Origin of the sequence: Bacteroides faecichinchillae JCM 17102, assembly GCF_000614145.1 — a bacterium.
In the GTDB taxonomy this organism is placed as follows: domain Bacteria; phylum Bacteroidota; class Bacteroidia; order Bacteroidales; family Bacteroidaceae; genus Bacteroides; species Bacteroides faecichinchillae.
Genome location: NZ_BAKK01000001.1, coordinates 47,359 through 72,724 on the forward strand (window position 1 = coordinate 47,359; position 25,366 = coordinate 72,724).

The 25,366-nt window shown below is 37.6% G+C and carries 19 protein-coding genes and 1 pseudogene; 12 read left to right on the plus strand and 8 right to left on the minus strand.

The genetic code is table 11. The features are described 5' to 3' along the window. Positions 1-84: 84 nt before the first annotated feature. Together ybaK and JCM17102_RS00175 are read left to right on the plus strand one after the other, a co-directional pair. Positions 85-564 carry a Cys-tRNA(Pro) deacylase gene (gene ybaK / locus JCM17102_RS00170; RefSeq protein WP_025073494.1) on the plus strand — a complete coding sequence of 160 codons (480 nt, stop codon included), beginning with the start codon at positions 85-87 and terminating at the stop codon, positions 562-564. Positions 565-637: 73 nt separating this feature from the next. Next, entirely contained in the window at positions 638-2,200 is a 1,563-nt protein-coding gene (locus tag JCM17102_RS00175) for a peptide MFS transporter (RefSeq protein ID WP_025073495.1), read from the plus strand. A gap of 241 nt (positions 2,201-2,441) precedes the next feature. On the opposite strand, the gene JCM17102_RS00180 is transcribed toward JCM17102_RS00175, so the two are convergent. Further along, positions 2,442-2,939 carry a GNAT family N-acetyltransferase gene (locus JCM17102_RS00180; RefSeq protein ID WP_025073496.1) on the minus strand — a complete coding sequence of 166 codons (498 nt, stop codon included), beginning with the start codon at positions 2,937-2,939 and terminating at the stop codon, positions 2,442-2,444. 165 nt (positions 2,940-3,104) lie between these two features. Between JCM17102_RS00180 and JCM17102_RS00185 the strand changes: the two genes are divergently transcribed. From JCM17102_RS00185 to JCM17102_RS00205, 5 genes are all read left to right on the plus strand, one after another. After that, positions 3,105-3,431, plus strand: a complete 327-nt coding sequence (locus JCM17102_RS00185) for a PadR family transcriptional regulator (protein ID WP_025073497.1) — start codon at positions 3,105-3,107, stop codon at positions 3,429-3,431. Positions 3,432-3,448: 17 nt separating this feature from the next. Beyond that, positions 3,449-4,633 carry a PspC domain-containing protein gene (locus JCM17102_RS00190; RefSeq protein ID WP_025073498.1) on the plus strand — a complete coding sequence of 395 codons (1,185 nt, stop codon included), beginning with the start codon at positions 3,449-3,451 and terminating at the stop codon, positions 4,631-4,633. 84 nt (positions 4,634-4,717) lie between these two features. Next, positions 4,718-5,716: an MBL fold metallo-hydrolase gene (locus tag JCM17102_RS00195; protein ID WP_025073499.1), complete on the plus strand. Its 999-nt coding sequence runs from the start codon at positions 4,718-4,720 to the stop codon at positions 5,714-5,716. Positions 5,717-5,760: 44 nt separating this feature from the next. After that, complete coding sequence (locus JCM17102_RS00200; protein WP_025073500.1) at positions 5,761-6,267, plus strand: flavin reductase family protein; 507 nt, start codon at positions 5,761-5,763, stop codon at positions 6,265-6,267. A 247-nt stretch (positions 6,268-6,514) separates the two neighbouring features. Next, positions 6,515-8,482, plus strand: a complete 1,968-nt coding sequence (locus JCM17102_RS00205; RefSeq protein ID WP_025073501.1) for a glycoside hydrolase family 2 protein — start codon at positions 6,515-6,517, stop codon at positions 8,480-8,482. Here the strand turns inward: JCM17102_RS00205 and dpp5 are convergent. Further along, a pseudogene (gene dpp5 / locus JCM17102_RS25535) lies at positions 8,414-10,521 on the minus strand (dipeptidyl-peptidase Dpp5). The gene JCM17102_RS00205 and the pseudogene dpp5 sit on opposite strands and share 69 nt — an antisense overlap. A 136-nt stretch (positions 10,522-10,657) precedes the next feature. On the opposite strand from dpp5, the gene JCM17102_RS00215 reads away from it, so the two are divergent. Together JCM17102_RS00215 and JCM17102_RS00220 are read left to right on the plus strand one after the other, a co-directional pair. Then, the gene (locus tag JCM17102_RS00215) at positions 10,658-11,197 is read left to right on the plus strand and encodes a hypothetical protein (RefSeq protein WP_025073502.1); all 540 of its coding nucleotides are present in this window, start codon (positions 10,658-10,660) and stop codon (positions 11,195-11,197) included. Further along, entirely contained in the window at positions 11,190-12,326 is a 1,137-nt protein-coding gene (locus JCM17102_RS00220) for a serine/threonine protein kinase (protein WP_025073503.1), read from the plus strand. Before JCM17102_RS00215 ends, JCM17102_RS00220 begins: the two co-directional genes overlap by 8 nt. A 263-nt stretch (positions 12,327-12,589) precedes the next feature. On the opposite strand, the gene JCM17102_RS00225 is transcribed toward JCM17102_RS00220, so the two are convergent. The 6 genes from JCM17102_RS00225 to pyrG form a co-directional block, all read right to left on the minus strand. Beyond that, entirely contained in the window at positions 12,590-14,191 is a 1,602-nt protein-coding gene (locus JCM17102_RS00225; RefSeq protein ID WP_033886366.1) for a leucine-rich repeat protein, read from the minus strand. An 87-nt stretch (positions 14,192-14,278) separates the two neighbouring features. After that, positions 14,279-15,505, minus strand: coding sequence for a fimbrillin family protein (locus tag JCM17102_RS28750; protein ID WP_051572658.1), 1,227 nt, complete (start codon positions 15,503-15,505; stop codon positions 14,279-14,281). 12 nt (positions 15,506-15,517) lie between these two features. After that, the gene (locus tag JCM17102_RS00235; RefSeq protein ID WP_025073506.1) at positions 15,518-16,426 is read right to left on the minus strand and encodes a fimbrillin family protein; all 909 of its coding nucleotides are present in this window, start codon (positions 16,424-16,426) and stop codon (positions 15,518-15,520) included. Between the two features lie 94 nt (positions 16,427-16,520). Continuing rightward, complete coding sequence (gene bexA, locus JCM17102_RS00240) at positions 16,521-17,852, minus strand: multidrug efflux MATE transporter BexA (RefSeq protein WP_025073507.1); 1,332 nt, start codon at positions 17,850-17,852, stop codon at positions 16,521-16,523. A 93-nt stretch (positions 17,853-17,945) separates the two neighbouring features. Next, on the minus strand, positions 17,946-19,796 hold the full coding sequence (yidC, locus tag JCM17102_RS00245) for a membrane protein insertase YidC (RefSeq protein WP_025073508.1): 1,851 nt from the start codon (positions 19,794-19,796) through the stop codon (positions 17,946-17,948). A 57-nt stretch (positions 19,797-19,853) separates the two neighbouring features. After that, on the minus strand, positions 19,854-21,467 hold the full coding sequence (pyrG, locus tag JCM17102_RS00250; RefSeq protein ID WP_025073509.1) for a CTP synthase: 1,614 nt from the start codon (positions 21,465-21,467) through the stop codon (positions 19,854-19,856). 219 nt (positions 21,468-21,686) lie between these two features. On the opposite strand from pyrG, the gene JCM17102_RS00255 reads away from it, so the two are divergent. The 3 genes from JCM17102_RS00255 (at position 21,687) to JCM17102_RS00265 (ending at position 24,947) form a co-directional block, all read left to right on the plus strand. Next, complete coding sequence (locus tag JCM17102_RS00255) at positions 21,687-23,093, plus strand: DUF3078 domain-containing protein (RefSeq protein WP_373278853.1); 1,407 nt, start codon at positions 21,687-21,689, stop codon at positions 23,091-23,093. A gap of 648 nt (positions 23,094-23,741) precedes the next feature. Next, positions 23,742-23,957 carry a WecB/TagA/CpsF family glycosyltransferase gene (locus JCM17102_RS31085; protein WP_025073511.1) on the plus strand — a complete coding sequence of 72 codons (216 nt, stop codon included), beginning with the start codon at positions 23,742-23,744 and terminating at the stop codon, positions 23,955-23,957. 87 nt (positions 23,958-24,044) lie between these two features. Next, a complete protein-coding gene (locus JCM17102_RS00265; protein WP_373278854.1) occupies positions 24,045-24,947 on the plus strand; it encodes an Rpn family recombination-promoting nuclease/putative transposase in 903 nt (300 codons plus the stop codon). Positions 24,948-25,366 lie beyond the last annotated feature (419 nt).

The following is a 25,366-nucleotide window of genomic DNA, read 5'->3' on the forward strand; positions in this document are numbered from 1 at the left end:
CATTTTTTATTTAATACATTCTTTTCTAATTTATTGTTCGAACTTTATTATTTTTGCGAATAAAAAATAAGAAAAGGAACAAGAATGAAAATTAATAAGACCAATGCTGCCCGTTTGCTGGATAAGGCTAAAATATCTTATGAACTCATCCCTTATGAGGTAGACGAAAATGATCTAAGTGCTATTCATGTAGCTACCAGCCTGGGAGAAAATATAGAACAGGTGTTTAAAACACTAATTTTGCATGGAGATAAAAGTGGTTATTTTGTTTGTGTTATTCCGGGAGAACATGAGGTTGATTTGAAATTAGCTGCGAAAGCTTCCGGAAATAAAAAGTGTGATCTAATTCCTGTGAAAGAGCTTTTGCCATTGACAGGATATATTCGTGGAGGATGTTCTCCTATTGGGATGAAGAAACACTTTCCGACTTATATTCATGAAACTTGCCGGGACTTTTCGTATATTTATGTAAGTGCAGGAATACGTGGATTGCAGATAAAAATAGCTCCGAATGATTTAATTCGTGAGGTACAAGCAGAAGTTTGTCTGTTGTATATCGAGTAAATTCCGGAAAAAGTATATATTTGCAAAAAATATAAAAAACAAAATCAATTTATTAATTAAAAAACTTATATCTATGTTCAAGAAACACCCTAAGGGTTTGATTGGTGCGGCATTGGCAAATATGGGAGAGCGTTTTGGCTTCTATATCATGATGGCAATCTTAACACTGTTTATCTCTGCAAAATTTGGGTTGTCCGAAATTACTACCGGATACATTTATTCCGTATTTTATGCTTTAATCTATATTTTAGCTTTGGTAGGAGGTATTATTGCCGATAAAACGAGAAACTTCAAAAGAACTATTCTGATAGGTCTGATATTAATGGCTGTCGGCTATTTGATAATTGCTATTCCTACTCCCACACCTGTACCTGATATGGCTCTTTATTTAGGATTAACTTGTCTGGGACTTTTTGTAATTGCTTTTGGTAATGGTTTGTTTAAAGGCAATCTTCAAGCATTGGTAGGTCAGATGTATGATGATCCAAAATATTCTAGCTTGCGCGACTCTGGTTTTCAGATATTTTATATGTTTATTAATATAGGTGCTGTTTTTGCTCCATTTATTGCCATTGGTGTACGTAACTGGTGGTTGCAGATGAATAATCTGGATTACGATGCTAGTTTGCCTGAGTTGTGTCATCAATATCTGGAAAAAGGAAGTGAAATGGCTCCACAAGCTATGGAAAATTTAACTACATTGGCAAATAAAGCTGTTTTAGATGCTACTCCTGTTACAGATATGAATGTATTTGTACATAACTATCTTGATGTGTTTAATCGTGGTTTCCAATATGCTTTTATGGCTGCCATCGCTGCAATGATTATTTCATTAGTAATTTATATAGTGAATAAGAATCGTTTTCCGGATCCTGCAAAGAAAGTAGTAGTCAATAAGGGTGGTAATGTAACGGTTAGTAAAGAAGAAATAGCAATGAGTGCAACCGAAATCAAACAACGTATATATGCTTTGTTTGCAGTTTTTGGCGTTGTGATCTTTTTCTGGATGTCTTTCCATCAGAACGGTTATTCCTTGACATATTTTGCTCGTGATTATGTTGATTTAAGCGTTATTAATATCGATTTGGGCTTTACCCAAATAAAGGGAGCTGAAATATTCCAAAGTGTTAATCCTTTCTTTGTTGTATTCCTTACTCCATTTATCATGTGGCTATTTGGAGCCTTGAAAAAAATAAATAAGGAACCATCTACTCCTATGAAAATTGCTATTGGTATGGGGATTGCTTCATTGGCATATATATTCCTAATGGTATTCTCGTTCACATTACCTTCAAAAGAAGTATTAGGTACTATGAGTGCCAATGAAATAGAGGCAATTCGTGTTACTCCATGGGTTATGGTTGGTTTATATTTCATCCTTACAGTCGCTGAATTATGTATTTCTCCATTAGGGTTATCATTTGTATCTAAAGTTTCACCTCCTCATTTGCAAGGATTGATGCAGGGATGTTGGTTGGCTGCAACTGCAGTAGGTAATTTATTGGTATTTATCGGTGGTATACTATATACAACAGTTCCGATTTGGGCTTGTTGGTTGGTATTTGTTGGTGCTACTGGCGTTTCAATGATATTAATGCTTTCAATGGTGAAATGGCTGGAGCGAGTAGCTAAGTAAAATTCTGGTTATAACACTCAATAAAAACCCCGGTGCATCTATATTTATTAAAGCAACAATAGATGTACCGGGGATATACATTTATAATCTTCGAACTGAATTTTTTAATGACCGTTATATTTAATATCAATCATTGAGAAGATTTATTTTTTTATTGAGAAGAAAAAATAATCTATTAGCATATTTTTTCTATTAAGAAAATAGTTTCTGTTAATAGAAAAGAGAAGTACAGAAGCTTCTTTTATATTTCCAATCCCATGATGTAATCGTTCATATAGTATCCATTTCCGATCGGAAAATCTCCTTCACGTAGTTTTTTCATTCCCATATGTTCGTAGAATTTTAGCGCTTTGTTGTTACGGTTCACATTAAGTTCCATCAAGCATGGGCTCGGATGTACTTTTTTAATGTATTTAATAGCCTCTCTAAATAGGAAGCTACCGCAATGAGCATTCTGGAAATTAGGCAGAACATATATTTTTTGTAAGTGAAATACATTATTCTCCTGAGGCTGTACCGAAACATATCCACATGGTTCACATCCTTCATAAGCAATAAAGTAAACATGCCCTTCTTCTTCTATCTGTTTACGTATATTTTCAGGACTGTACATCCAATCCATCATATAATTTAATTGTTCAGAAGATAATATTTCTTTGTAGGTGGCAGGGAAAACATTTTGAGCCATCTTATTGATTAAATTGCAATCGCTAACTGTTGCTTTTCGAATGGTAAACATATTATCGTACTTAATTTGTAGTTTTACAGGATACAAATATAGATATTATTTCTTTTTATAATAAGGTGATTACTGTTTAATTGATTAATTATTGTTAAATTATAGTACTTTGTAATACATAGTACTAAAGTAATACATATATTTGTTACATCAAAAAGATCTGTTATGAATGTAGACAATGTAAAATCTCAGATGCGAAAAGGTCTATTAGAGTATTGCATTATGCTGTTACTCCATAAAGAACCTGCCTATGCTTCGGATATTATTCAGAAACTGAAAGAAGCACAGTTGATTGTAGTGGAAGGCACTCTATATCCACTGCTTACTCGTCTGAAAAATGATGATTTGTTAAGTTATGAATGGGTGGAGTCTACCCAAGGGCCACCACGTAAGTATTATAAGCTAACAGAGAAAGGAGAAGCTTTTCTTGGCGAACTAGAACTTTCGTGGAAGGAACTGAATGAGACTGTGAATCATATTGCTAATAGATAAATTGAAAAAGAAATAGGATGAAAAAGACATTAACTGTTAATTTGGGTGGAACCGTTTATCATATTGATGAAGATGCCTATAATTTGTTGGACAATTATTTAAATAATATTCGTTTGCACTTCCGTAAACAACAGGGAGCAGAAGAAATTGTGAACGATATGGAGAATCGTATTGCTGAATTGTTTTCTGAAAAGGTGACTTTAAGCAAACAGGTAATTACAATTTCTGATGTGGAAGAGGTTATTTCGCGTATGGGAAAGCCAGAAGATTTTGAAGATAATTCAGAATATAATGAGTCTCAAAAGAATTCACAGCAGACAGGGAATTCCGGAAGTGATGCATCTAATCAAAGTGAAACAGCGCATCGTCGATTATATCGAGATCCGGACGAGAAAATGCTCGGTGGAGTTGCTGCCGGTTTGGCAGCATATTTGGGATGGGATATTACGTTAGTACGTATATTAATGGTGATATTAGTTTTTATTCCCTATTGTCCGGTAATTATCTTTTATTTGATTGCTTGGATTGTTATTCCCGAAGCACGTACAGCAGCAGAAAAATTGAGTATGCGTGGACAAGCGGTGACGGTAGAGAATATCGGTAAGACTGTAACTGACGGTTTTGAACGTGTATCGAATGGAGTAAACGATTATGTAAATTCAGGTACACCTCGTTCCTTTTTACAGAAAGCAGTTGATATTTTTCTTTCTGTGGTCGCTTTCTTCTTTAAGCTTGTATTAGTCATTTTGGCAATTGCCATATGCCCTTTCCTGTTGATTGCAGCCATCGTTTTAGTAGTTGCTTTAATAGGAATTATTGCTCTTTTGCTTGGATTGGGAGGAATGCTTTTTGGTACATTGCCTGCTGTAATACCAGGATTGGATTTGACTATCGCCTGGAATTCACCTTGGACATTTGTTGCTTGGATTGTATTGATTTTATTCTTTGGTATCCCACTATTTGCATTGGTACATACCATCTTCCGTTCCATATTCAATTGGACTGCGATGTCTAAAAGGTTAAGAGTTTCTTTATTGCTCATCTGGTTGTTCTGTTTATTGTTGGTACCTATATTCTTTTTTATACCAAGTATCAGGAGGACAGAAACACATCGGTATATACGTTATGAAAAATCAGATACTATGGTAGATACAGTTTATAATAATAAAGATACGATTCGAATAGATACCTTGCAATATTAAATATGCCTTAAAATGTGTCCTGTTTGTGTGTCCGGGGCACATTTTTTGTTATGTTTGTAATGAACATATTCAAGAGAATAAAATATGGGTGAACATATATGTTTCAGAAGAAACGAGCGTTTGGCTACCGTTAATCCTTATTGGAGAGGAAATCCGATGGTACGTGGGCGTTTTTTTAATCGACAACACCGTTTCCGTCCTGGTATGGGAAGTGTGCTAAAATGGCGTTTATCTCCAAATCCTCAACGGAAAGAGAAGAAAACAGTGAAATGGGATCCGAAGGTATGTTATCTTCGTTCGTTGGATGCTGTTGTAGGAGATTCATTAATATGGCTGGGACATAATTCCTTTTTTCTTCAATTGGCAGGAAAGAGAGTAATGTTTGATCCGGTTTTTGGGAGTATTCCATTTGTGAAGAGAAAAAGTGATTTTCCTGCCAACCCTGATATATTTACAGGAATCGATTATTTGTTGGTTAGTCATGATCATTTCGATCACTTGGATAAACAAAGCATAACGAGGTTATTGAAAAATAATCCTCAGATGAAACTATTTTGTGGATTAGGGACAGGAGAATTGCTAAAAAAATGGTTTCCGGAAATGGAAGTAATTGAAGCTGCATGGTATCAGCAACTTGAAGACGAGGCTCTGAAAATAACTTTTCTTCCTGCACAACATTGGAGTAAACGCTCTGTACGAGATGGTGGACAACGTCTCTGGGGAGCTTTCATGTTACAGGGCGATGGCATTTCACTTTACTATAGCGGAGATACCGGATATTCTAAACATTTTCAGGAAATTCCAGAGCTTTTTGGAGCACCGGATTATGCACTATTGGGAATTGGTGCTTATAAGCCTCGTTGGTTTATGCGACCTAATCATATTTCACCTTGCGAATCGTTGACGGCTGCTGAAGAAATGCAGGCGGGGCTCACCATTCCGATGCATTATGGTACTTTTGATTTATCAGATGAACCGCTTCATGATCCACCTAAAGTTTTTGCAGCTGAAGCTAAGAAGCGGAAGATACGGATAGAAATTCCATATTTGGGACAGATTGTGAAATTACATAAAAAGAAATAGATTATTGGAATATGAACAAGTAAGAACTAATAGTATATAAAGAGATGAAGAAATTAGAAATAAAAGAATTATCGGATAACTTTTTCGAATCTATCGGAAAAGAGTGGATGCTGGTGACAGCCGGAACAGAAGAGAAATTTAATACAATGACTGCAAGCTGGGGTGGTATTGGTTGGTTATGGAATAAACCAGTTGCTTTTGTTTTTATTCGTCCTGAACGCTATACCTACGAATTTATAGAAAAGAATGAGTTTCTGACACTTTCCTTCTTAGGTGAAGAAAATAAGAAAATACATGCTATTTGTGGTTCTGAGTCGGGACGGAATATTGATAAGGTGAAAGAAACAGGTTTAAGGCCTGTATTTACTGAACAGGGGAATGTACTTTTTGAGCAATCCCGTTTGACATTAGAATGTAAAAAACTATATGCTGATGGTCTCAAACCTGAATGTTTTCTAGATAAAGAATCTTTAGAAAAATGGTACGGAGGAGTACATGGTGGTTTTCATAAGATATATATTATAGAAATTAAGAATATTTATTCTCGTTAAAATTGTGAGGATTGATCTATAATTAAGATCTGAATGAGACATTAAATATCATAAATCTATCTGCAAACTGCCTACAAAATAGCTTGTTGTAGTCAGTTTGGTCTGATTCTGTCATTATTTGAATAAATATTTCTCTTCGTTTTTCTATATTTTTCCAATATTTGCAGTATTGAAAACTATCAATGAAGTCTTATTTATGCAAAGTAGATTAAAATAATTTTTGTAAACCATATAATAAAAAGAAAACATGAAAAAACTTTTTGTAGTAGCTTTATTGGCTCTGATGAACGTGTGGAATGTATTTTCAGCAGACGTTCCTCGTCCGGAATATCCCCGCCCACAATTTGAACGCGCGGATTGGGTAAATTTGAATGGTATTTGGACTTATGAATTTGATTTTGGAAATTCGGGGAAAGATAGGAAATTACAGGAAACTGATAAATTCAAGAACAACATTATTGTACCTTTCTGCCCAGAAAGTAAACTTTCAGGCGTTGAACATACTGATTTTATTAATCAGATGTGGTATCAGCGTCCTTTGACGATACCGGCAAATTGGAATGGAAAGAAGATCTTTTTGAATTTTGGTGCTGTAGATTATTGTGCAGAGATCTTTATTGATAAAAAGTTTATCGCTCGTCATTTTGGAGGTAGTTCATCGTTCTCTATTGATCTAACACGTTATGTAAAACCTGGTCAAACTCATAATCTAGTAGTTTTTGTGAAGGACGATTTGCGTTCGGGTGAACAGACTGGTGGTAAGCAATGTACAAATTACTTCTCAGGAGGTTGTTCCTATACACGTGTGACAGGTATCTGGCAGACTGTATGGATGGAAGCCGTAGCTCCTAACGGACTGAAGAATGTTTTTGCACGTCCTGATATCGATCAGAAACAACTGGTTATTTTACCTGAATTTTATCAGGAATCAAATGACGGAACATTGGAAGTGACGGTATTGGATGGTAAGAAAACTGTTGCAAAGAAAGAAGTTAGCAGTTGTAATGGTTCAGTAGTTGTTCTTCCGATGAAGAATATGAATCTTTGGACACCAGAGACTCCTTTCCTTTATGATGTCGTTTATCGTGTAAAAGATGCTAAGGGGAATGTTATTGATGAAGTAAAATCATATGTTGGTATGCGTAAAGTGCATACAGCGAATGGTATATTCTATTTGAATAACGAGCCTTATTATCAACGTCTTGTACTAGACCAAGGTTATTATCCTGATGGAATTTGGACTGCTCCGAGCGACGAAGCTTTAAAGAATGATATTGTATTAGGTAAAGAGGCAGGTTTCAACGGTGCCCGTTTACATCAGAAAGTATTTGAAGAGAGATATTATTATTGGGCAGATAAGCTAGGATATATCACTTGGGGAGAATCTGCAAGTTGGGTGTTAGATGTAAATAAAGAACTTGCTGCTCGTAACTTTATCGGAGAATGGTCTGAGGTTGTACTGCGCGATCGTAATCATCCTTCATTGGTGACTTGGACTCCGTTTAACGAAACATGGGGTGGTGGACAAAATGCTTATGTGCGTCTGGTAAAAGATGTATATCATATTACTAAAGGGATTGATCCGACTCGTCCTATAAATGACGCTAGTGGTGATAATCACGTTTTGACAGATATTTGGAGTGTTCATAATTACGAGCAAGATCGTGCAAAACTGACTGAGCAGTTGAAGTTCGAAGAAGGTAAAGAACCGTACCGTAATACTAGAGATAAAGATTTTCTGGCGGTGTATGAGGGCCAGCCTTATATGTTAGATGAGTTTGGTGGTATTCCTTGGATGGCAGAAAAAGACCGTAAGAATTCATGGGGATATGGCGGAATGCCTGCTAATGAAGAGGAATTCTACAAACGCCTTGAGGGACAGATTGATGCAATAATAGATTCAAAACATGTTTGGGGATTCTGTTATACACAATTAACAGACGTAGAACAAGAAAAGAATGGGGTTTATTATTATAATCGTACTCCTAAATTGGATATGAAACGTATAAAAGCTATTTTGAGAAGATTCCAAGCAGACCTGGAAAATAAAAAGGAGTTTAATTATGTTATAAAAGACGGAATTCAAATAAAATTCCGTCTTTTGTTGTATTGTAGGTTATACAAATGTATAGGACATTTTTATTTATTATTCTGGTTGATTATCTTCCGTTTTCAGCCATTTGTCCAGCCATTCAAAGAAAGTACGTTGCCATAGAATTCCATTCTGCGGTTTCAGTACCCAGTGATTTTCATCTGGATAAATTAACAACTCAGCCGGTACACCACGCATTACAGCAGCATCAAAAGCTGCCATTGCCTGATTAGCTAAAATACGATAATCTTTCTCTCCATGGATGCAAAGAATAGGAGTATCCCATTTGTCTACAAACTGGTGTGGAGAATTAGCAAAGGTACGTTGTGCTATTGGATTTTGTTTTTCCCAATAAGCACCTCCATATCCCAGTTTGCAAACCATTTTTCTTCGGTTTCGAGGTATTGCATTTCCATATTGAAGATTCCGTCGTGAGCAATAAATGTCTTGAAACGTTTGTCATGATGTCCGGCTAACCAATATACAGAGAAACCACCGAAGCTAGCTCCCACACATCCCAAACGGTCTTTGTCTACATACGATTCCTTAGCCATTTCATCAATAGCAGTGAAATAATCTTTCATGCACTGCCCACCATAGTCACCGCTGATCTGTTCGTTCCATTCAACACCAAATCCCGGTAATCCACGACGGTTTGGAGCAACAATAATATAGTCGTTGGCAGCCATAATCTGGAAATTCCAACGATAAGACCAGAATTGGCTGACAGGACTTTGAGGACCGCCTTCACAGAATAATAAGGTAGGATACTTCTTATTAGGGTCGAACTGAGGAGGATAAATGACCCATGTTAGCATGTCTTTACCGTCAGTTGTTTTCATCCATCGACCTTCCACTTTACCCATTTCTAGCTGGTCGTAGATTTGTTTATTTTCTTGTGTCAGTTGGGTAGTAGCACCGTCTAGTGCGACTGCATAAATTTCATCACCCATGCTGATAGAATGACGTTTGGCGATTAGTTTATCACCGAAAAGCGCAACTCCTTCATAATCATACATTCCCGAAGTAACAGCTTTTACAGAGTCATTTGTCAGGTTGAGCGCATAGATTTGAGTTTCTCCATGCCATACCCCCGTGAAATAAATGCTCTTAGCGTCTGCACTCCATACAAAAGCATCCACATTCGATTCAAATGCTTTACTAACAAAACGTTTTTCACCCGTTTCCAGATTCATGATGAACAAACGGTTCAGGTCTGCTTCATAACCGTCACGTTCCATGCTTTGCCATGCGATATATTTACCGTCCGGAGAATATTGTGGATTTGTGTCGTATCCTTTATTTTCTTCAGTGATATTTTTTGTTTCCTTTGTTTTTAAATCATAGATATAGATGTCCGAGTTGGTAGAGACTGCATATTCCAGGCCTGTCTTTTTTCGACACGTATATGCTACTTTATCTGATGTTGTGTTCCATGCCAATTGTTCAATGCCGCCCCATGGTTTCATCGGACTTTCGTATGGTTCGCCTTCCAGAATGTCTACGATATTAGAGAGCCCTTTGTTGTCAAGGTCAGCAATAAAAGGATGTGGTGCGGTTGTCACCCATTCATCCCAATGTTTGTACATTAAATCGGTGATAATGATTCCCGTAGCTTTAGGAAGATCCGGATATTTTTCAGCTGTACTTTCCTTAATTTTTACTTGAGAGATAAAAAGAATCTTCTTACCATCCGGAGAAATGGAGTATCCCTCGATGTCTCCATTGTAATTGGTTAGTTGTTTACGTTCACTACCATCCGGATTCATTTCATAAAGTTGGCTGCTTCCATGGTCGTTACTCAGAAATGCAAGTTTACTTCCTCCTTTAATCCAGGTAACTTCATTCTCCTGATAAGGAGTGTGCGTGATTTGCTGGTTATCGCTACCATCTGCGTTCATTACAAAAACTTCGCGATTACTTTTGTTTTCCGGCACGCTGTAGTAAGCTACCGTATACGCAATTTTCTTGCCGTCGGGTGATACGGAAAGCCCACCGATACGTCCCATTGACCAAAGTACTTCAGGAGTCATGCGTTTTCCTTCAATTTTAATATCCGATTTCCCGATAAGCACCTGATCTGTTTTGCCTGTTTCTTTATTTTCACCACAGGCTGCTAACAACATTGCTGCTGACATCATAAATAGATTTATTTGCCTCATATTTTAAAATAATGATTTAATATTAATCGGGCAAATATACGATAATAAAACGATTTTACTTATCTTTAGGACGTATAAAACATTCAGTACTGAACTATGAATAATATATAAACCGGAAATAGTAGAACTATTATTATTGATTGAAAAAAAATATAGTAAACCTTTGCGTACGACTACCGATTTTGATGAATTTTCTTTCTATTTGCAGAAAAATTCATTTGGGGTTATTTCAACTTCTACTCTAAAACGTTTATGGGGATACGTGAATGATGTGCATAAGCCACGTGTACAAACGCTTGATTTATTATCTCGTTATATAGGTTTTGATTTCTTTACCACTTTCTGTAGCTATTTAAAGAACAGTAGTGCTTATAATTCCTCTTTCTTCTCGGCTCATCAAGTGATGGCGAAAGAACTTGTTCCCGGAGCAGAAGTAGAAATTGGATGGTCACCGAATCGCTATTTGCGTTTGCAGTATAGAGGAAACGCGGTGTTTGAGGTACAAGAGGCAAAACAGTCTAAACTGCAAAAAGGTGATTGTTTTGAGACTGCTACTTTTCTTAAAGGACAACCATTATTTCTTCCGTATATTTTGCGGGACGGGGTTCGCACTTCTCCTTTTATAGCAGGACGAAACGGAGGCCTTACTTTACTGAACTGTATTGAACATGAATGATGATTCTTTTACCTCCGGTTTCTTAAAGGAAGGTATCCATCCTAATGATACGGTTTTTACGGATATACAGGGGATATATACTTCTACTTCGGGATATAATCAATTATTCCGTTGTCATCGGTATGGTAAATTGCATATACTGAAGGCGCTGCAACCCATGTATCGAAAGACGGCCTTTTGTGAGCAAGCACTTGAAAAAGAGTTTAATATCGGTTATCAGTTGGAACATCTTCATATTTGCCGAACTTTGAGTTGGGAAAAGGCCTCTTCGTTGGGACATTGTATCCTATTGGAATATGTAGATGGGGTAACTTTGAAAGAGTTTATGCAGCAGGGAAAACTGACTTTACCGTTGGCGATTAAGATAATAACGGAATTGTGCAGTGCTTTGCAATATATCCATAGCAAACAGATTGTCCATCGGGATTTAAAACCAAGTAATATTCTGATTACTTATAATGGCAATAATGTCAAGCTGATTGATTTCAGTCTTTCCGATTGTGACGATTACGATGTGTTGAAACTTCCTGCCGGCACCCGGTATTATCTTGCTCCCGAGATACTCCAATCGGGTACTTCTTTAGACTTGCGTGCGGATATCTATTCATTAGGAGTGATAATCGGAGAAATGGCTACTTTGCTTAAAAACAAACATTTGGCTACTGTTTCACGTAAATGTACCCACCAGAAGCGTGATAAGCGTTATGCATCTGCTACGGAAGTGATAAATGCAGTTGGTGTTACTCATAAAAGGCGCTTTTATATGGTTATAGCTGCTGCCATGTTGGTTGGTATTACCTTTTTGGCTATTTGTTTTAATAGCGATGTTTCTTCGGCTCCTCCGATTTTCTATCCTGTCTACGGAAATCAAGTCAGTAGCGAAAACTGCCGTCGTTTGATCGCTTCGGAACGGTTGCGGATGCTTCATTCTGCCGATTCATTGTTAGATGAGAAACGTTGGCAGACTGATAGCCTGATACTTGTCAAACGACTGAAAGAAACGTTGGATGAAGAGTATCCATTACCGGAGCTACGACAATCTGTTACTTATCAACATCAGTGGGAGAGTTTGCAACAAGAGGCGTTCCGGCAATTGCAACAAATTAGATTTCTTATTCAACAGCGTTAATAAGTTCGTTGGCCTTCTTTTTATTTGAGATACCATAAAGGCATTGGCGGATTGAAATTCCAGATACTCGTACAAAAACTGACTGGTTTGCACCATCCAGCTATATGTGATGAAATTGGAATGACAGTTTTATCACGTACTTTGATACTGACAAAACTGTATTTTCAGTTTACCTCCCATGAAGAAAATGTCTACCTCTAATACATCGGAACTTACCTATTAATACTCTACAAGCAAATGCATGCTACGTTTGTGATGTTCGATTAAAAAGCAACTCCTTCAATGTGAAAAAACTGTTTCCAGATATTATGATTTCTATATTGTGTTCGACTTTCTGGGGGGATATGCAATATGCAATTAGCAAAAATACTTTCTGCTCCATTGAAAGTCTCTGAATGGCAAACAGGAGGAGTAGATGCTTTTACATATAAATGCTGGAGCGGGCAATTGTCAAAACAGTATGCTGAAATGGACTCGCATTTACTTCCCAAAGTAACGGAAGTAAGACTCTTGCAATTCTGAAATAATCCAGTAGAAACGCTTCGTAATCCGTCAGGAAGTATGACTGATTCGATTTCTGACTCGCAGAAGGCCTGTTTTCCTATGCTACTGAGTGAATTGGGAAGCACGATCGAACGTATTTTGCATTTCTGCAACGCATAGTCTCCGATACTTTTTAGCGTAGGTGAGAACTGAATATTAGCTCCCATTATTCCTTCGGGAAACCAAACAAGAATCTCACCACTTTTATTATACACTACTCCATCCATACTGGTATAATGGGTATTTCCCGAAGCTATGGATATATGGCTGAGATTTTTACATCCGGTAGAAGGAGTTAATATTTCCGTATTGCTGGGAATTGAAAGCTTCGTTAATGCCGTACTATTCTTGAAAGCATTCTGCTCAATGATCAGTGTGCTTGCCGGAAGTTCTATTTCTTTCAGCACTTCCAGTTCACCAAACATTCCGTAGCCAATAGTATGATCCTCTGTATGTCGTGATTCATCATAAGACATCCCCCCTGATACAATAAGTGCATCCGTCAAATCCAACTGTTGTAAAATTCCTGGTGTTGGATTCCCAGTAATATCTTTTCCAGACATCTCACGGATAAATCGGATATCAGTTCCGTTTAGAGGTCCTACTATATTGAGTGTACTATATTCGTTTTTTTCTTCTTCACCGATGATCTTAGGCAATGTTCCCGCACTTGTGAGTATTACAGCACTTCCAGTTTGAAAGTGGTAAGGTTCACTATATGCTCTTCCTATTTTATTTTCGGCAAAGGCTCTGACCGTATATTGAGTATCCTTTTCTAAATCTCCGATACGGAGTTGCCATTGGTTGCTATCCGAAAGGGGAGCACTCAGCTCATATTCTTCTCCATTTGTCTTGGTATAGCAAAAACCATTTTCTATAATTGTTTCTCCACCATTATCCGTGATAGCGCATTGCAAAATAATACTGATAGGTCCTTGTCCTAAGAAATTGATTTTATCGACTTTAGGGACCTCATTGGGAATGGTCGTAAAACTATAAATCGGGCTTTGTTTCAGATATTTCTTATTTCCGGCTTCTAAGCAGTAATAGTAAGTAGTTCCTGGAATTAGATCCTGTAGTTCAGTGCTGACATGACTATTCTTTAATGACTGTTCGTCCATTTGTTCCATTTGGAGGGAAGTCCCGTAACGAAAACGATAGCGATCCGTTTTGCTATTGGATGAGGCATTCACCGTTCCGGTAAGTCTGGCACTAGTACGGGTGATGTCTTGAGCTTCGCGCAGCAAGATCTCCGGTGCGGGATTATCCGGTTGATTTTCATCACTACATCCCGTATGAAGCAACCAACAAGCTATGATCAAGAAATAAATTATTTTCGTATACACATATCAATCTTCATAAATAGAATAAGGTTATTATAAACGAATCCCAATGCCAATGTTTAGCTCCTAATAGTTTCCTCTTGTAGTAATGGTACCAGCTGAAAATACGAACCTTTGTAATCTTAGCATAGCACCTAACTCTGCTGCAATACCTTTTGAAGAATAATTCGTGTTGCGTAAATAATTTCCTTCGTTTGTTTCCCAAATGACAGTGCGCACACCGTAACCAATTTCTTCGTAGATACAGAAGTCACCAGCAATTCGGTGTAGTCCGCCTGCAAGTAAAGCATAATGTGAGTTTTCAGTTTTTCCAGTGTAATCTTTAGCCGTAGCTTCATGTGAAGCCTGATCGTTTTCCCATGCCGTAATTGACTCATCAATAAGTATAAATTCATATTTACCACTTGCTTCTTTTTTGTCCACCTTGATCGTGAAATTATGCATTTTTCCAGCTACATAAATAAATGCTTCATTCTTCTTGAAAGTATAAGGAACACCGTCTACTGTAATACTGAATAGTATTTTCCCCGCTTCTATAATTTGTGGGACAACAATGGCACGAAACTCATTATCTTTACAAAAAGGAATGATTCCTGTTTTGGCTACTTCTTTTGTAGCTGTGACATTACCTGTGGCAAGGTCGATTACTGAATTACGCTTGGTGTTTAGAACTAGAACTTGTTTCTCCAGTTTTGTCCAAGTTCCTTCAGTAAATCCCTCGCCTTCTACCAAGGTAATGCGGGCATTACTCATTTTATGCCGCATTGGCAATCGGATCACTTTCTCTGTAGGAGCTACATCCGTTGCTTTTCCCCATAGGAAGTCACTTGCTTCGTAACCTCCCAATTCACCGTCCCCACTTGTTTTTGCTTGATCTTTTTGTACTTCAAATTCGTATGCGTTCACTTCCGATGGTGTGCCGACCGGATAATATCCATAGATATCAATGTGAGTTTTATCGTCTTTCCAATAGATGTCATAAGCTGAATTCCATTTATAGGCTGTTTCGTCAAATGTGTGCCGTACATTATCTCCCCAGTTACCACTGTTTTCCAGTTTTCCCGGAGTATTACCTTTGTAATCTACCACATACACATCCATAACGTCGCCGTCACAAAATCCGTTGTCATTGACACGAGTTACTACCACCTGATCGATTTCTCCAGATAATGAGATAATGTTTGAAGTTCCATTCAGAGAGTCATCTTTCACAATCTCATTATCATGACATGATATGAACATTAGCGCCGACAAGATGTAGGCAGCTATATATTGATACTGTTGTTTTTTCATAAGGCTTCAAGTTTATTCGGCTGTGCCGCCATTATCTATTTCGTCGTTTTCCCAAGCACCTATGCCTACATTGATGCCATTACTTGTTTTGCTCACAGTGACAGGAATACTGTAACGTTTCCCTCCGGCAAAGGTTATGTCCTTTTTCAGATTAAAATCTCTTCCGTCCACATTGACCGTGATGAAATTATCAGCTGATATTGTTTGTGGTACAATCAATGCTTTATAAGAATAGGATTCTCCTGTTTTGAGAGGGTAAATACTCTTTTCCGATCCGGAAACTGCAGTAGCAACTCCTTTGGTAAGGTCAATAGAAGCTTTTGTACATACTCTGTTAATCTTTACGCTGACGTTGGCTTGTGCCAGACTTTCTGTTGTAAATCCATTTCCCGGTTGAACTGTTATAACAGCACAACTAAAAATATGATTTGTTGTGATGAGTACTTCTTTTTCAGTTGGAGTTACTCCGGATGTCTTTCCATACAGAAATTCACTATCTTTATAAGTTTGTTCCGTAGATTGATCTTCTTTGATTGAAAAAGAATATGAAGTAAGTTCGGATGGAGTACCATAAGGAAAATAGCAGTAGAAGTTTGCTTTAGTCTTATCATCTTTCCAATAAATATCTACATCCGGTTCCCATGTGCCATTATAGGTAAATCCTATATTGTCTACATGGTTCCCGGTATTTTGTAAAGTGCCGGGAGTATTTCCCTTATAATTCACTACGTATAATCCGATCTTGTCTTGATTTTCATATCTGTAATCTGTAGCACGGGAACTTGCAGTAATTCCACTGTTTAATGTAATAGGAATCGGATCTGCAGGTTTCTCTTGATCTTTTACATGTTCCTCTTCCCCTGAAGAACATGCACTTGTTGCCATTAACAGGCAACCAATAACCCAATGGTGTGTTTTCATCCTTGTTTGCTTTTGTTAATTATATGCTACAAAGATAGATACTCATTGGAAAGAAAACAAGTTCATAATGGTTCATAAAAAAGAGAGATGGTCCCTAGATCTTCTTTTTCTGCCAGTTCCCTTTTTTCATATACATATAACAGAATAAAAGCGTAAATATGCCATACACACTTTCCGTTGTCCAGGAAAAAGCTACGTCCATGCGTAGATAGAGTATAAAGTAGGTAGCATAAATAACGTAAATGGCCAATACTACGAGCTCCATTGCTAATGCTGTTCGAGTGTTTCCTGTTCCTGATACTGATTGGAAATATACATTAGCAGGTACCAGAACCAGATATGCGCAACATAACACCCACAAGGATGGTATGGAGGCTTCTCTTAAATCGGGCATATCTGTATAGATACTCAGAATCAGATTGGGGAATAAGCAGAAAATGATCAATATTGGTATAACAAAAGTATATCCGATACGAATGTGTTGCCGGATAGTTCCACGTACACAGTCTTGTTCTCCTGCACCGATCAAGTTACTTACCAAAGAACCACAGGTCGCGGCAAAAGCCATTGCAATCATAAATGGAATGCCGGAAACATTACGAATGATATTTGCAATTGCCAAAGAACGTTCGCCCAAATGTTCTACGAAAAGGAAGAACATGAACCAAGTAGATAGAGAAACGAAGTTCTGAATCATTGTCCAAACAGATACATTTAGAATTCGTTTTAATGTCTGTTTCTGGAACTTAGGCAGGATATTCAGTGCATACTTCTTACAGTCAATTCTCTTCCATGTATAGATAATGAAGAAGATGACAGAGACAAGTTCGGACAATGAAGAACCAATAGCTGCACCTGCTATACCTAATTGTGGGAAACCAAATTTACCAAAAATCAGGATATAGTTGAACACTACGTTTGATAAGACCATTACTATCGAATTCAAAGTCAACGTTTTGGTCTGTGTCGTCCCTACAAAGTATGCTCGGAACATTACCATTACAAAGGAGAAAAAGAATCCGTAAATACGCCAGTTAATATAACTCGAAGCCGCTTCATAAATATGCTCTGAAGATATGATACTTTTTAATATATGGGGGGAGAATATTCGTGAAATCGTAAATAAGATAGCAGCCATGGCTAAAAGGAAATAGATACCCTGATAAAAAATCGGCCCGATTTCTTTGTAGTTACCTTCTCCGTTACGTCGCGCGATTAATATTTGTGCTCCGACACTAAAGCCGAATGCCATCATGAAAATGGCGAGGTAATAAACACCTGCAATGGCAGATGCTCCTAGTTCAATTTCACCTACACGTCCTAGAAAAGCAGTATCTGTCATACCGATCAACTGTTCCATGATCAAACTGATCAGGATTGGATAGGAGATAGTCCATATTTGTTTATATGTGTATTTTGTCTTCATAAAAAAAGTATTTAAATGTGTTTTTAGAAAGAAAGCCGGATAAACCTCATGGCTGCCCGGCTTCCTCAGAATATGTTTTCGGAAATTAATTCCTTATCTTTTATTCTGTTTTTGCTGCTGTAATTGCTCCTGTTGCTTTTGCATAGCTTCCAAGCGTGCAGCAAATCCGGTCTTTTTCATTTGTTTCGGGTCTTTCTTCTTGGCTTCTAGGATTGCCAACAATTTTGTTTCATCCGTTGTTCTGCGCAATAAGATCACAGTTCCTACACTAATCAACGTTGATATGAAATAATAATAGTTCAATCCGGAAGGGTAGTCATTCAACACGAACAAGAACATAATTGGCATCAGATACATCATCCATTTCATCGCTGCCATTTGCGGTTGTGCGCCATTATCCTGCATAGACATCGTATATTTTGTATTCAGAACGTTGGTTATCGTCATCAGCAAACAGAATAAGCTGAGGTGGTTGCCTAAGAACGGAATGTTGAATGGGAATGTAATAAACGCGTCGTAGGTTGAAAGGTCATCTGCCCACAAAAAGCTCTGCTGGCGAAGTTCGATTGCACTCGGTACGAACATAAACAATGCCATTAAAACAGGGAACTGTAATAACATTGGCAAACAACCGCCCATCGGGCTTACACCGTACTGGCTATACAGGCTCATCACTTCCTGTTGTTTCTTCATCGCATCTTCTTGTTTCGGATATTTTTTACTGATTTCATCAATTTTTGGTTTCAGCACACGCATTTTTGCAGATGACATATAAGTTTTCCAAGTAGCCGGATAAACCACAACTTTCACCATAATTGTCAGTATTAGCAATACGATACCCATGCTCAGTCCCCAACCGGACAACCAGTCAAATATGTTGATTGTGATAAACTGGTTGATCCAGCGAATCAATGGCCATCCCAAATATACCAGTCTGGAAAGTTCCCATTTCTCATCACGTCCCTTATCCAATGCTTTGAGTGTTTTGTAGTGGTTCGGCCCGAAATAGAAATACATTTCTGTTGGTTGCTTTCCTGCCGGATCGAAGAAAGTACTCATGTCCGCAGAATAATCTTTGATATATCCGCTTCCTTGTTGTTCCATTTTCGATTTAACGGAAACCTTGTTGAAATCCTGATCAGCAATGAATACAGAAGAGAAGAACTGGTTTTTGAAAGCTATCCAATCAATTGGAATACTTTCCAAATTCTTTTCATCATCTTTTGCAGCCGACAAATTATCTACATTATCACCTTTCACCTTATAAGTCAGTTCTGCAAGACGGTTTTCATAAGTGAATCCCTTTTCCAATTGGCGTGCACGTTGTGTCCAGTCGATATCAATATAATTCGTATTGGCCAATTTATCCGCCATACCTGTTGCTTTGATTTCAAAGTTCATCAGGTAACTGTTTGGTTCCAATGTATAGATAAAATCGATATAGCTGGCACTATCAGCAGCTAATCGCATTGTTACACTACTATCAGTCTTGTTTACTGCTTCGAAATAACAATCTTTAGTTTGGATAGCTCCCTGTTTATTATAGAAATTGAAATTCATTGAAGCATCATCGCCATCGAACAAAATGACCGGAGTCTTTTTATCTTGAGACATATAATCCTTCAACATTGCAGAGTAGACACGTCCACCTTTTGTAGAGAATGTTATTTGTGCTACATTATTCTGGATGATAACCTTTGAATCGGTTCCATGCATTGTATTGAAGAACAAAGAAGAAGAGTCCGCTTGTACAGCTGTCTTTTCATGAGCTAGTGCAGCCTCTGTTTTCGCTTTCAATGCTTCTGCTTGCTGTTGGACCAAGGTTATAGAATCATAGTACTTCTGTTGCGCAGCAATCTCTTCTTTGCTTGGCCTGCTGAAAAAACTGAATCCTACCAATAATATACCTATTAAAACGAGACCAGTGATGGTGTTTTTATCCATTCTTTGTTATTTTTGAATTATAAATTTTTGAATTACGATATTGTGTATTATCACATATCATTTCTTTTCGTTTTTTATCGCAGCTTTAACAAATGCTACAAATAACGGATGTGGATTCAGTACCGTACTACTATATTCCGGATGGAACTGAGTTCCCACATACCATTGCAATGCAGGGATTTCTACAATTTCTACCAGGTCGGATTCTGGATTAATACCTACACACTTCATACCGGCATCTTCATACTGAGTTTTGAAATCATTATTGAATTCATAACGGTGACGATGACGTTCCTGAATATGCTCTTCTCCATAAGCTTCGAATGCTTTTGATCCTTTCTGCAATACACATTCGTAAGCACCCAGACGCATTGTGCCCCCCATATTCGTAATAGCCTTTTGCTCTTCCATGATGTCAATTACGTTGTGCGGAGTTTTTTCATCCATTTCACGAGAGTTGGCATCCGTATATCCTAATACGTTGCGTGCAAATTCGATGGCAATACATTGCATACCCAGACAAATACCGAAAGTCGGAATATCATGTGTACGGGTATACTTAATGGCAACAAACTTACCATCGATACCTCGCTGACCAAATCCCGGTCCGATCATAACGCCAGCCATACCTTTCAGAGCTTCTCCAACATTCTCATCTGTTAGTTTTTCGCTGTTAATGAAGTGTACTTCTACTTTGCGATCGTTATAAGTTCCGGCCTGTGATAATGCTTCGCGGATTGATTTGTAAGCATCTTGCAAATCATATTTTCCTACTAATGCAATATTAACTGGTGCTTTGGTTTCAGCGGCATGACGACGTTCCAAGAATTTACGCCAAGGGCCAAGTCCCGGAGTTTCTCCAATCGGCAACCCCATTTTCTGAAGAATCGTTTTGTCCAAATCTTGCGCTTGCATCAAAATAGGTACTTCATAAATAGTAGGTGCGTCAATTGACTGTACTACCGCTTTTTCATCCACATTACAGAACAGAGCAACTTTTTTGCGCAATCCGTCACTCAAAGGATGTTCCGTACGCAAAACCAATATATCAGGCTGTATACCCACACTTTGTAACTCTTTTACAGAGTGCTGTGTCGGTTTGGTTTTTAATTCTCCTGCAGCAGCCAGATAAGGGACATAAGTAAGATGTACGCAAAGTGCATTTTTACCAAGTTCCCATTTTAACTGACGGATACTTTCGAGATAGGGGAGTGATTCGATGTCACCTACCGTGCCACCTATTTCAGTAATTACAAAATCAAATTTGTATTTATTACCCAGCAATTTCACATTACGCTTAATTTCATCTGTGATGTGAGGAATAACCTGAATTGTTTTACCTAAGTAATCTCCGCGGCGTTCTTTGTCTATTACACTTTTGTAGATACGTCCCGTAGTAATGTTGTTAGCCTTTGTCGTCTGGATGCCCAAGAATCGTTCATAATGTCCCAAGTCTAGATCGGCCTCATGTCCGTCTACAGTCACATAACATTCTCCATGCTCATAAGGATTTAGAGTTCCCGGGTCGATGTTGATATACGGGTCAAACTTTTGGATGGTTACATTGTAACCTCTTGCTTGCAGCAATTTACCGATGGACGATGAAATAATACCTTTTCCTAATGAAGAGGCCACACCACCAGTGACGAAAATATACTTTGTTTCTCCCACAGCTATAACTGTTTTAATTATTGTTTACTTAGTAGTCTTTTACGAACTTAAAAACCGCAAAATTATAAAAAAAAGAGGAAGTATGTCGTTTTTCGCCCCAACAAATTTATTAAAAAATGCAATTTTAAAAGAATCCTATGATTTCTGAACAAAATAATGTAGATTTGCAACAAATATACGAATATTATGAGAGGCAAATTTGTTTTATTAGCAGCTTTTATGATAAGCTTTACTGCATCGCTTATGGCGCAGACAGAGAAGCAACCTACCATAGCAGCAACAGCTAAGGTAGTGGAGGCAGATACACTTTCTACGTTTCTACAGAAATATTTGATGTTGCGTTTAAATATGTCCGGTGACACTCCTAAATTGGATACTGTTTCCTTTTTATATAATAAGTATATTGGTCAGCTGGATTATTTGAACGATCCGTCTGTACCACCGCGTTATATTCAGCGTGATCCGGATTATTATCGTTTGTTCACTCTGCCAGCTTATTATTATGATCCAATAAAACAATATTCCACAATGGATTGGAAGCCCACGCAATTTGATTCTTTACCTAAAAATCTGACACCTGCAGCACTGTTACCCTACGACACTTCTCTTTTTACAAAGGGGGAACGGACTAAAGTTATGGTTAATGAAGCATTGATGGGGCTTTATCTTAATCATCCGGAGTTAATTGTTACTACAGAAGATAAGATAAAGAGCAGGACCCCATTTCGTGAAGAAGCAAAACCGGAAATAGCACCTAAAGCAAGGGTACTTGAATTATTCCAACCAGAAGAAATGAATGCGAATGTCGGTAAGGCAAAAATGAAACTCAACAGACCTAATTGGTGGGTAACTGGTGGTAACGGTTCTCTGCAAATCACTCAGAATCACATTTCAGAGAATTGGTATAAAGGGGGAGAAAGTAACTTCTCAGGATTGGCTACTCTGTTTCTGAAAGCAAACTATAATGATAATGAAAAAATTCTTTTCGAAAATCAGATGGAAGCTAAGTTTGGTATGACTTCTACTCCGTCAGATAAATTTCATAACTATTTGATTACAACCGACCAGTTTAGACTTTACAATAAGCTGGGTTTGAGAGCTATTAAAAATTGGTATTATACAATTTCTTCAGAGTTTAAGACTCAGTTTTGCAATGGTTATAAAGCTAATAATGAAACTCTTGTTTCTGCTTTTATGGCCCCTGCTGATCTCGCTGTCAGTATAGGTATGGATTATAAGTTAAACAAAAAGAAATTTAATCTTTCTGTTTTTATGGCTCCTTTAACGTATAATTTACGTTATGTCGGTAACTCAAAGGTAAATGAAACTTCATTTGGTATTGAAAAAGGTAAGTGTTCAATAAATAGTTTCGGTGCTCAAGTGCAGCCAACATTCAATTGGAGAATTATTGCTCCAATTTCTTTCGAGTCTCGTTTAAATTATCTTACGAACTATGAGTGGGTACGTATTGAATGGGAAAATACATTCAACTTTGTATTGAATCGTTATTTTTCTACTAAACTATACATTCATGTTCGTTATGATGATACTTCGAAACCTAAAGATGATCAAAGTTATTTTCAGTTGAAAGAGTTGCTTAGCTTTGGTATCAATTATAACTGGTAATAAACACTAAAGTTGTGCCACCCTATTGGCACAACTGTGCCAAAGAGATGAAACGGCTGTGCCACTACGATGGCATAGTCGTGCCAATAAGGTGGCACAAATCCTCGATATTAGATATACTTCTCCGGCATTCATGATTTCATGAAAATCAATTACTCCTTTTTTAGATAACTTCTTTCCTTTTTGTTTTGGGGAGTTTTTTTTATTCCCATAATTTGCTGTTATTAATTTGAGTGTTAAAAGGTAAAAGCGAATATTTTTTTCTATTATTCAACATTTAACTCAGTCAGTTCCTGGTTATATCTGCATGATGGTTGGAGTGATACTAAATACTGCTAGCCGGAGATAGGAATATCGGAGATGGTGAACGGAAGTATGTTTTCGATCTGTGACAGTGGTTATATGCCGCTTTATCTACACTAGATATACGGCATTGAACGGGAGTAGTATTGCAGATGTGAGATTCTCATGGACATCGTCCGTTAGAAGAAGTACCTTTACGAGTTACCTTATCGGGAGGATGATTTTGATTTTCTGGGAATTGTGCGTATGATTGGGGAAGACGGGGCTGACATTATTGGGGTAGGCTTGGGCTTCTAAGCAGGAAGTATTTATGAACTACCTGAGGCCATATTTGAAAAGGAGGTAATGATTGCTGTTGGAGCCGCTTTTAAGTTTTATAGTGGCATGGATGTGAAACGGGCTCCGAAGTGGATGGTAAGGATATATCTGGAGTTTATTTATCGCCTGTTTTTTGAGCCTAAGAAGCAACTAAAACGGTGTGGATGGATTGTGTATACGTTGCTAAAAATCTTTATGAAGCATGGAGAAGAAAATGCAGGCGGTAAAGGTTTGGCGACGTAAACAATTCCATTTATATGCTTGGATTCCAACTTTTTTCTGTATACCTTTGTTCTCATGAAAGAAAATATAAAAGAAGGGGACGAACTTATGGCAAGTAATTATATTCGTTTCGATTGGGCTATGAAACGCTTATTGCGTAATAAGGCCAATTTTGGAGTGCTGGAAGGGTTTTTGACAACGCTTCTGAATGAAAATATTGTGATTCAGAAATTATTGGAGAGTGAAAGTAATCAGGAAGAAGAATTTGATAAATATAACCGCGTGGATATACTCGCGGAGAATTCAAAAGGTGAGCTTATTTTGATAGAGGTTCAAAACAATAATGAATATGCGTATTTTCAACGAATGTTGTTTGGAACTTCTAAACTTGTGACTGAGTACATTAATCGGGGAGAAGGATATGAAAAGGTGCGTAAAGTGTATAGCGTTAATATCGTATATTTCTCTTTAGGAAATGGAAAGGATGTGGTGTATCATGGCAAAACGGAATTTAGGGGTATCCACCAGGGAGATATTTTGGAACTGACTCCTTTTCAGAAGCAGACTTTTAAAGTAGATGCTGTTAGTCAACTTTATCCTGAGTATTATATCCTGAAGGTCAATGATTTTAATCAGATTGCTAAAAGTCCATTAGAGGAATGGATTTATTATCTTAATACGGGAGATATTCCCGATAATGCTACTGCCCCCGGTTTGACGGAAGCACGCGAACGTTTGAAATTGGATCGGATGACTAAGGATGAATTGAATGCTTATTATCGTCATCTGGACAATATCGTGATTCTTCGTGATAATATTTACACCGAACGTGCAGAAGGTCGAATGGAAGGTCGTATGGAAGGCCGTATAGAAGGCCGTATGGAAGGTCAGGCTGAAGGACGTTTAGAAGAGAAAAAGGCGAGTGCATCTAAGATGAAGTCTTTGAATATTCCATTTGATACTATTTCGCAAGTAACAGGTTTGACAATAGAAGAAATAAAGGAATTGTAAGATACAAAATAAGAGACATGTTTGAAAGATGTATGTCACTATTACGTATTTTCTTCTAGATGAATATAAAAATGCGTATAATTAAATCCGCTACTCGTGAATCTGAAAAACTGGATTGAATTAGTTTGAATGGATACCTGAAAAATATAAATATGACGGTTGTTCCGGAAGGGCCGGATGATGGCGGCAATGGAGGAGGTGGTGATAGACGTGATGATGGTGGAGAATCACCGGAGTTAACTTTGTAAAATAAATAGTTTAATTAAAGATGCAATGAATGTATGAAGAAAGCGTGAAGTATTATATTGAAAGTGATTATTCCAGTGACAAGTGCTATAGCTGGATTACTTGGAATATAAATTGCATCTTTGTAAATATGTAGTCAGTAAAATAAATAAATCTTAATATGAGGTCATCTC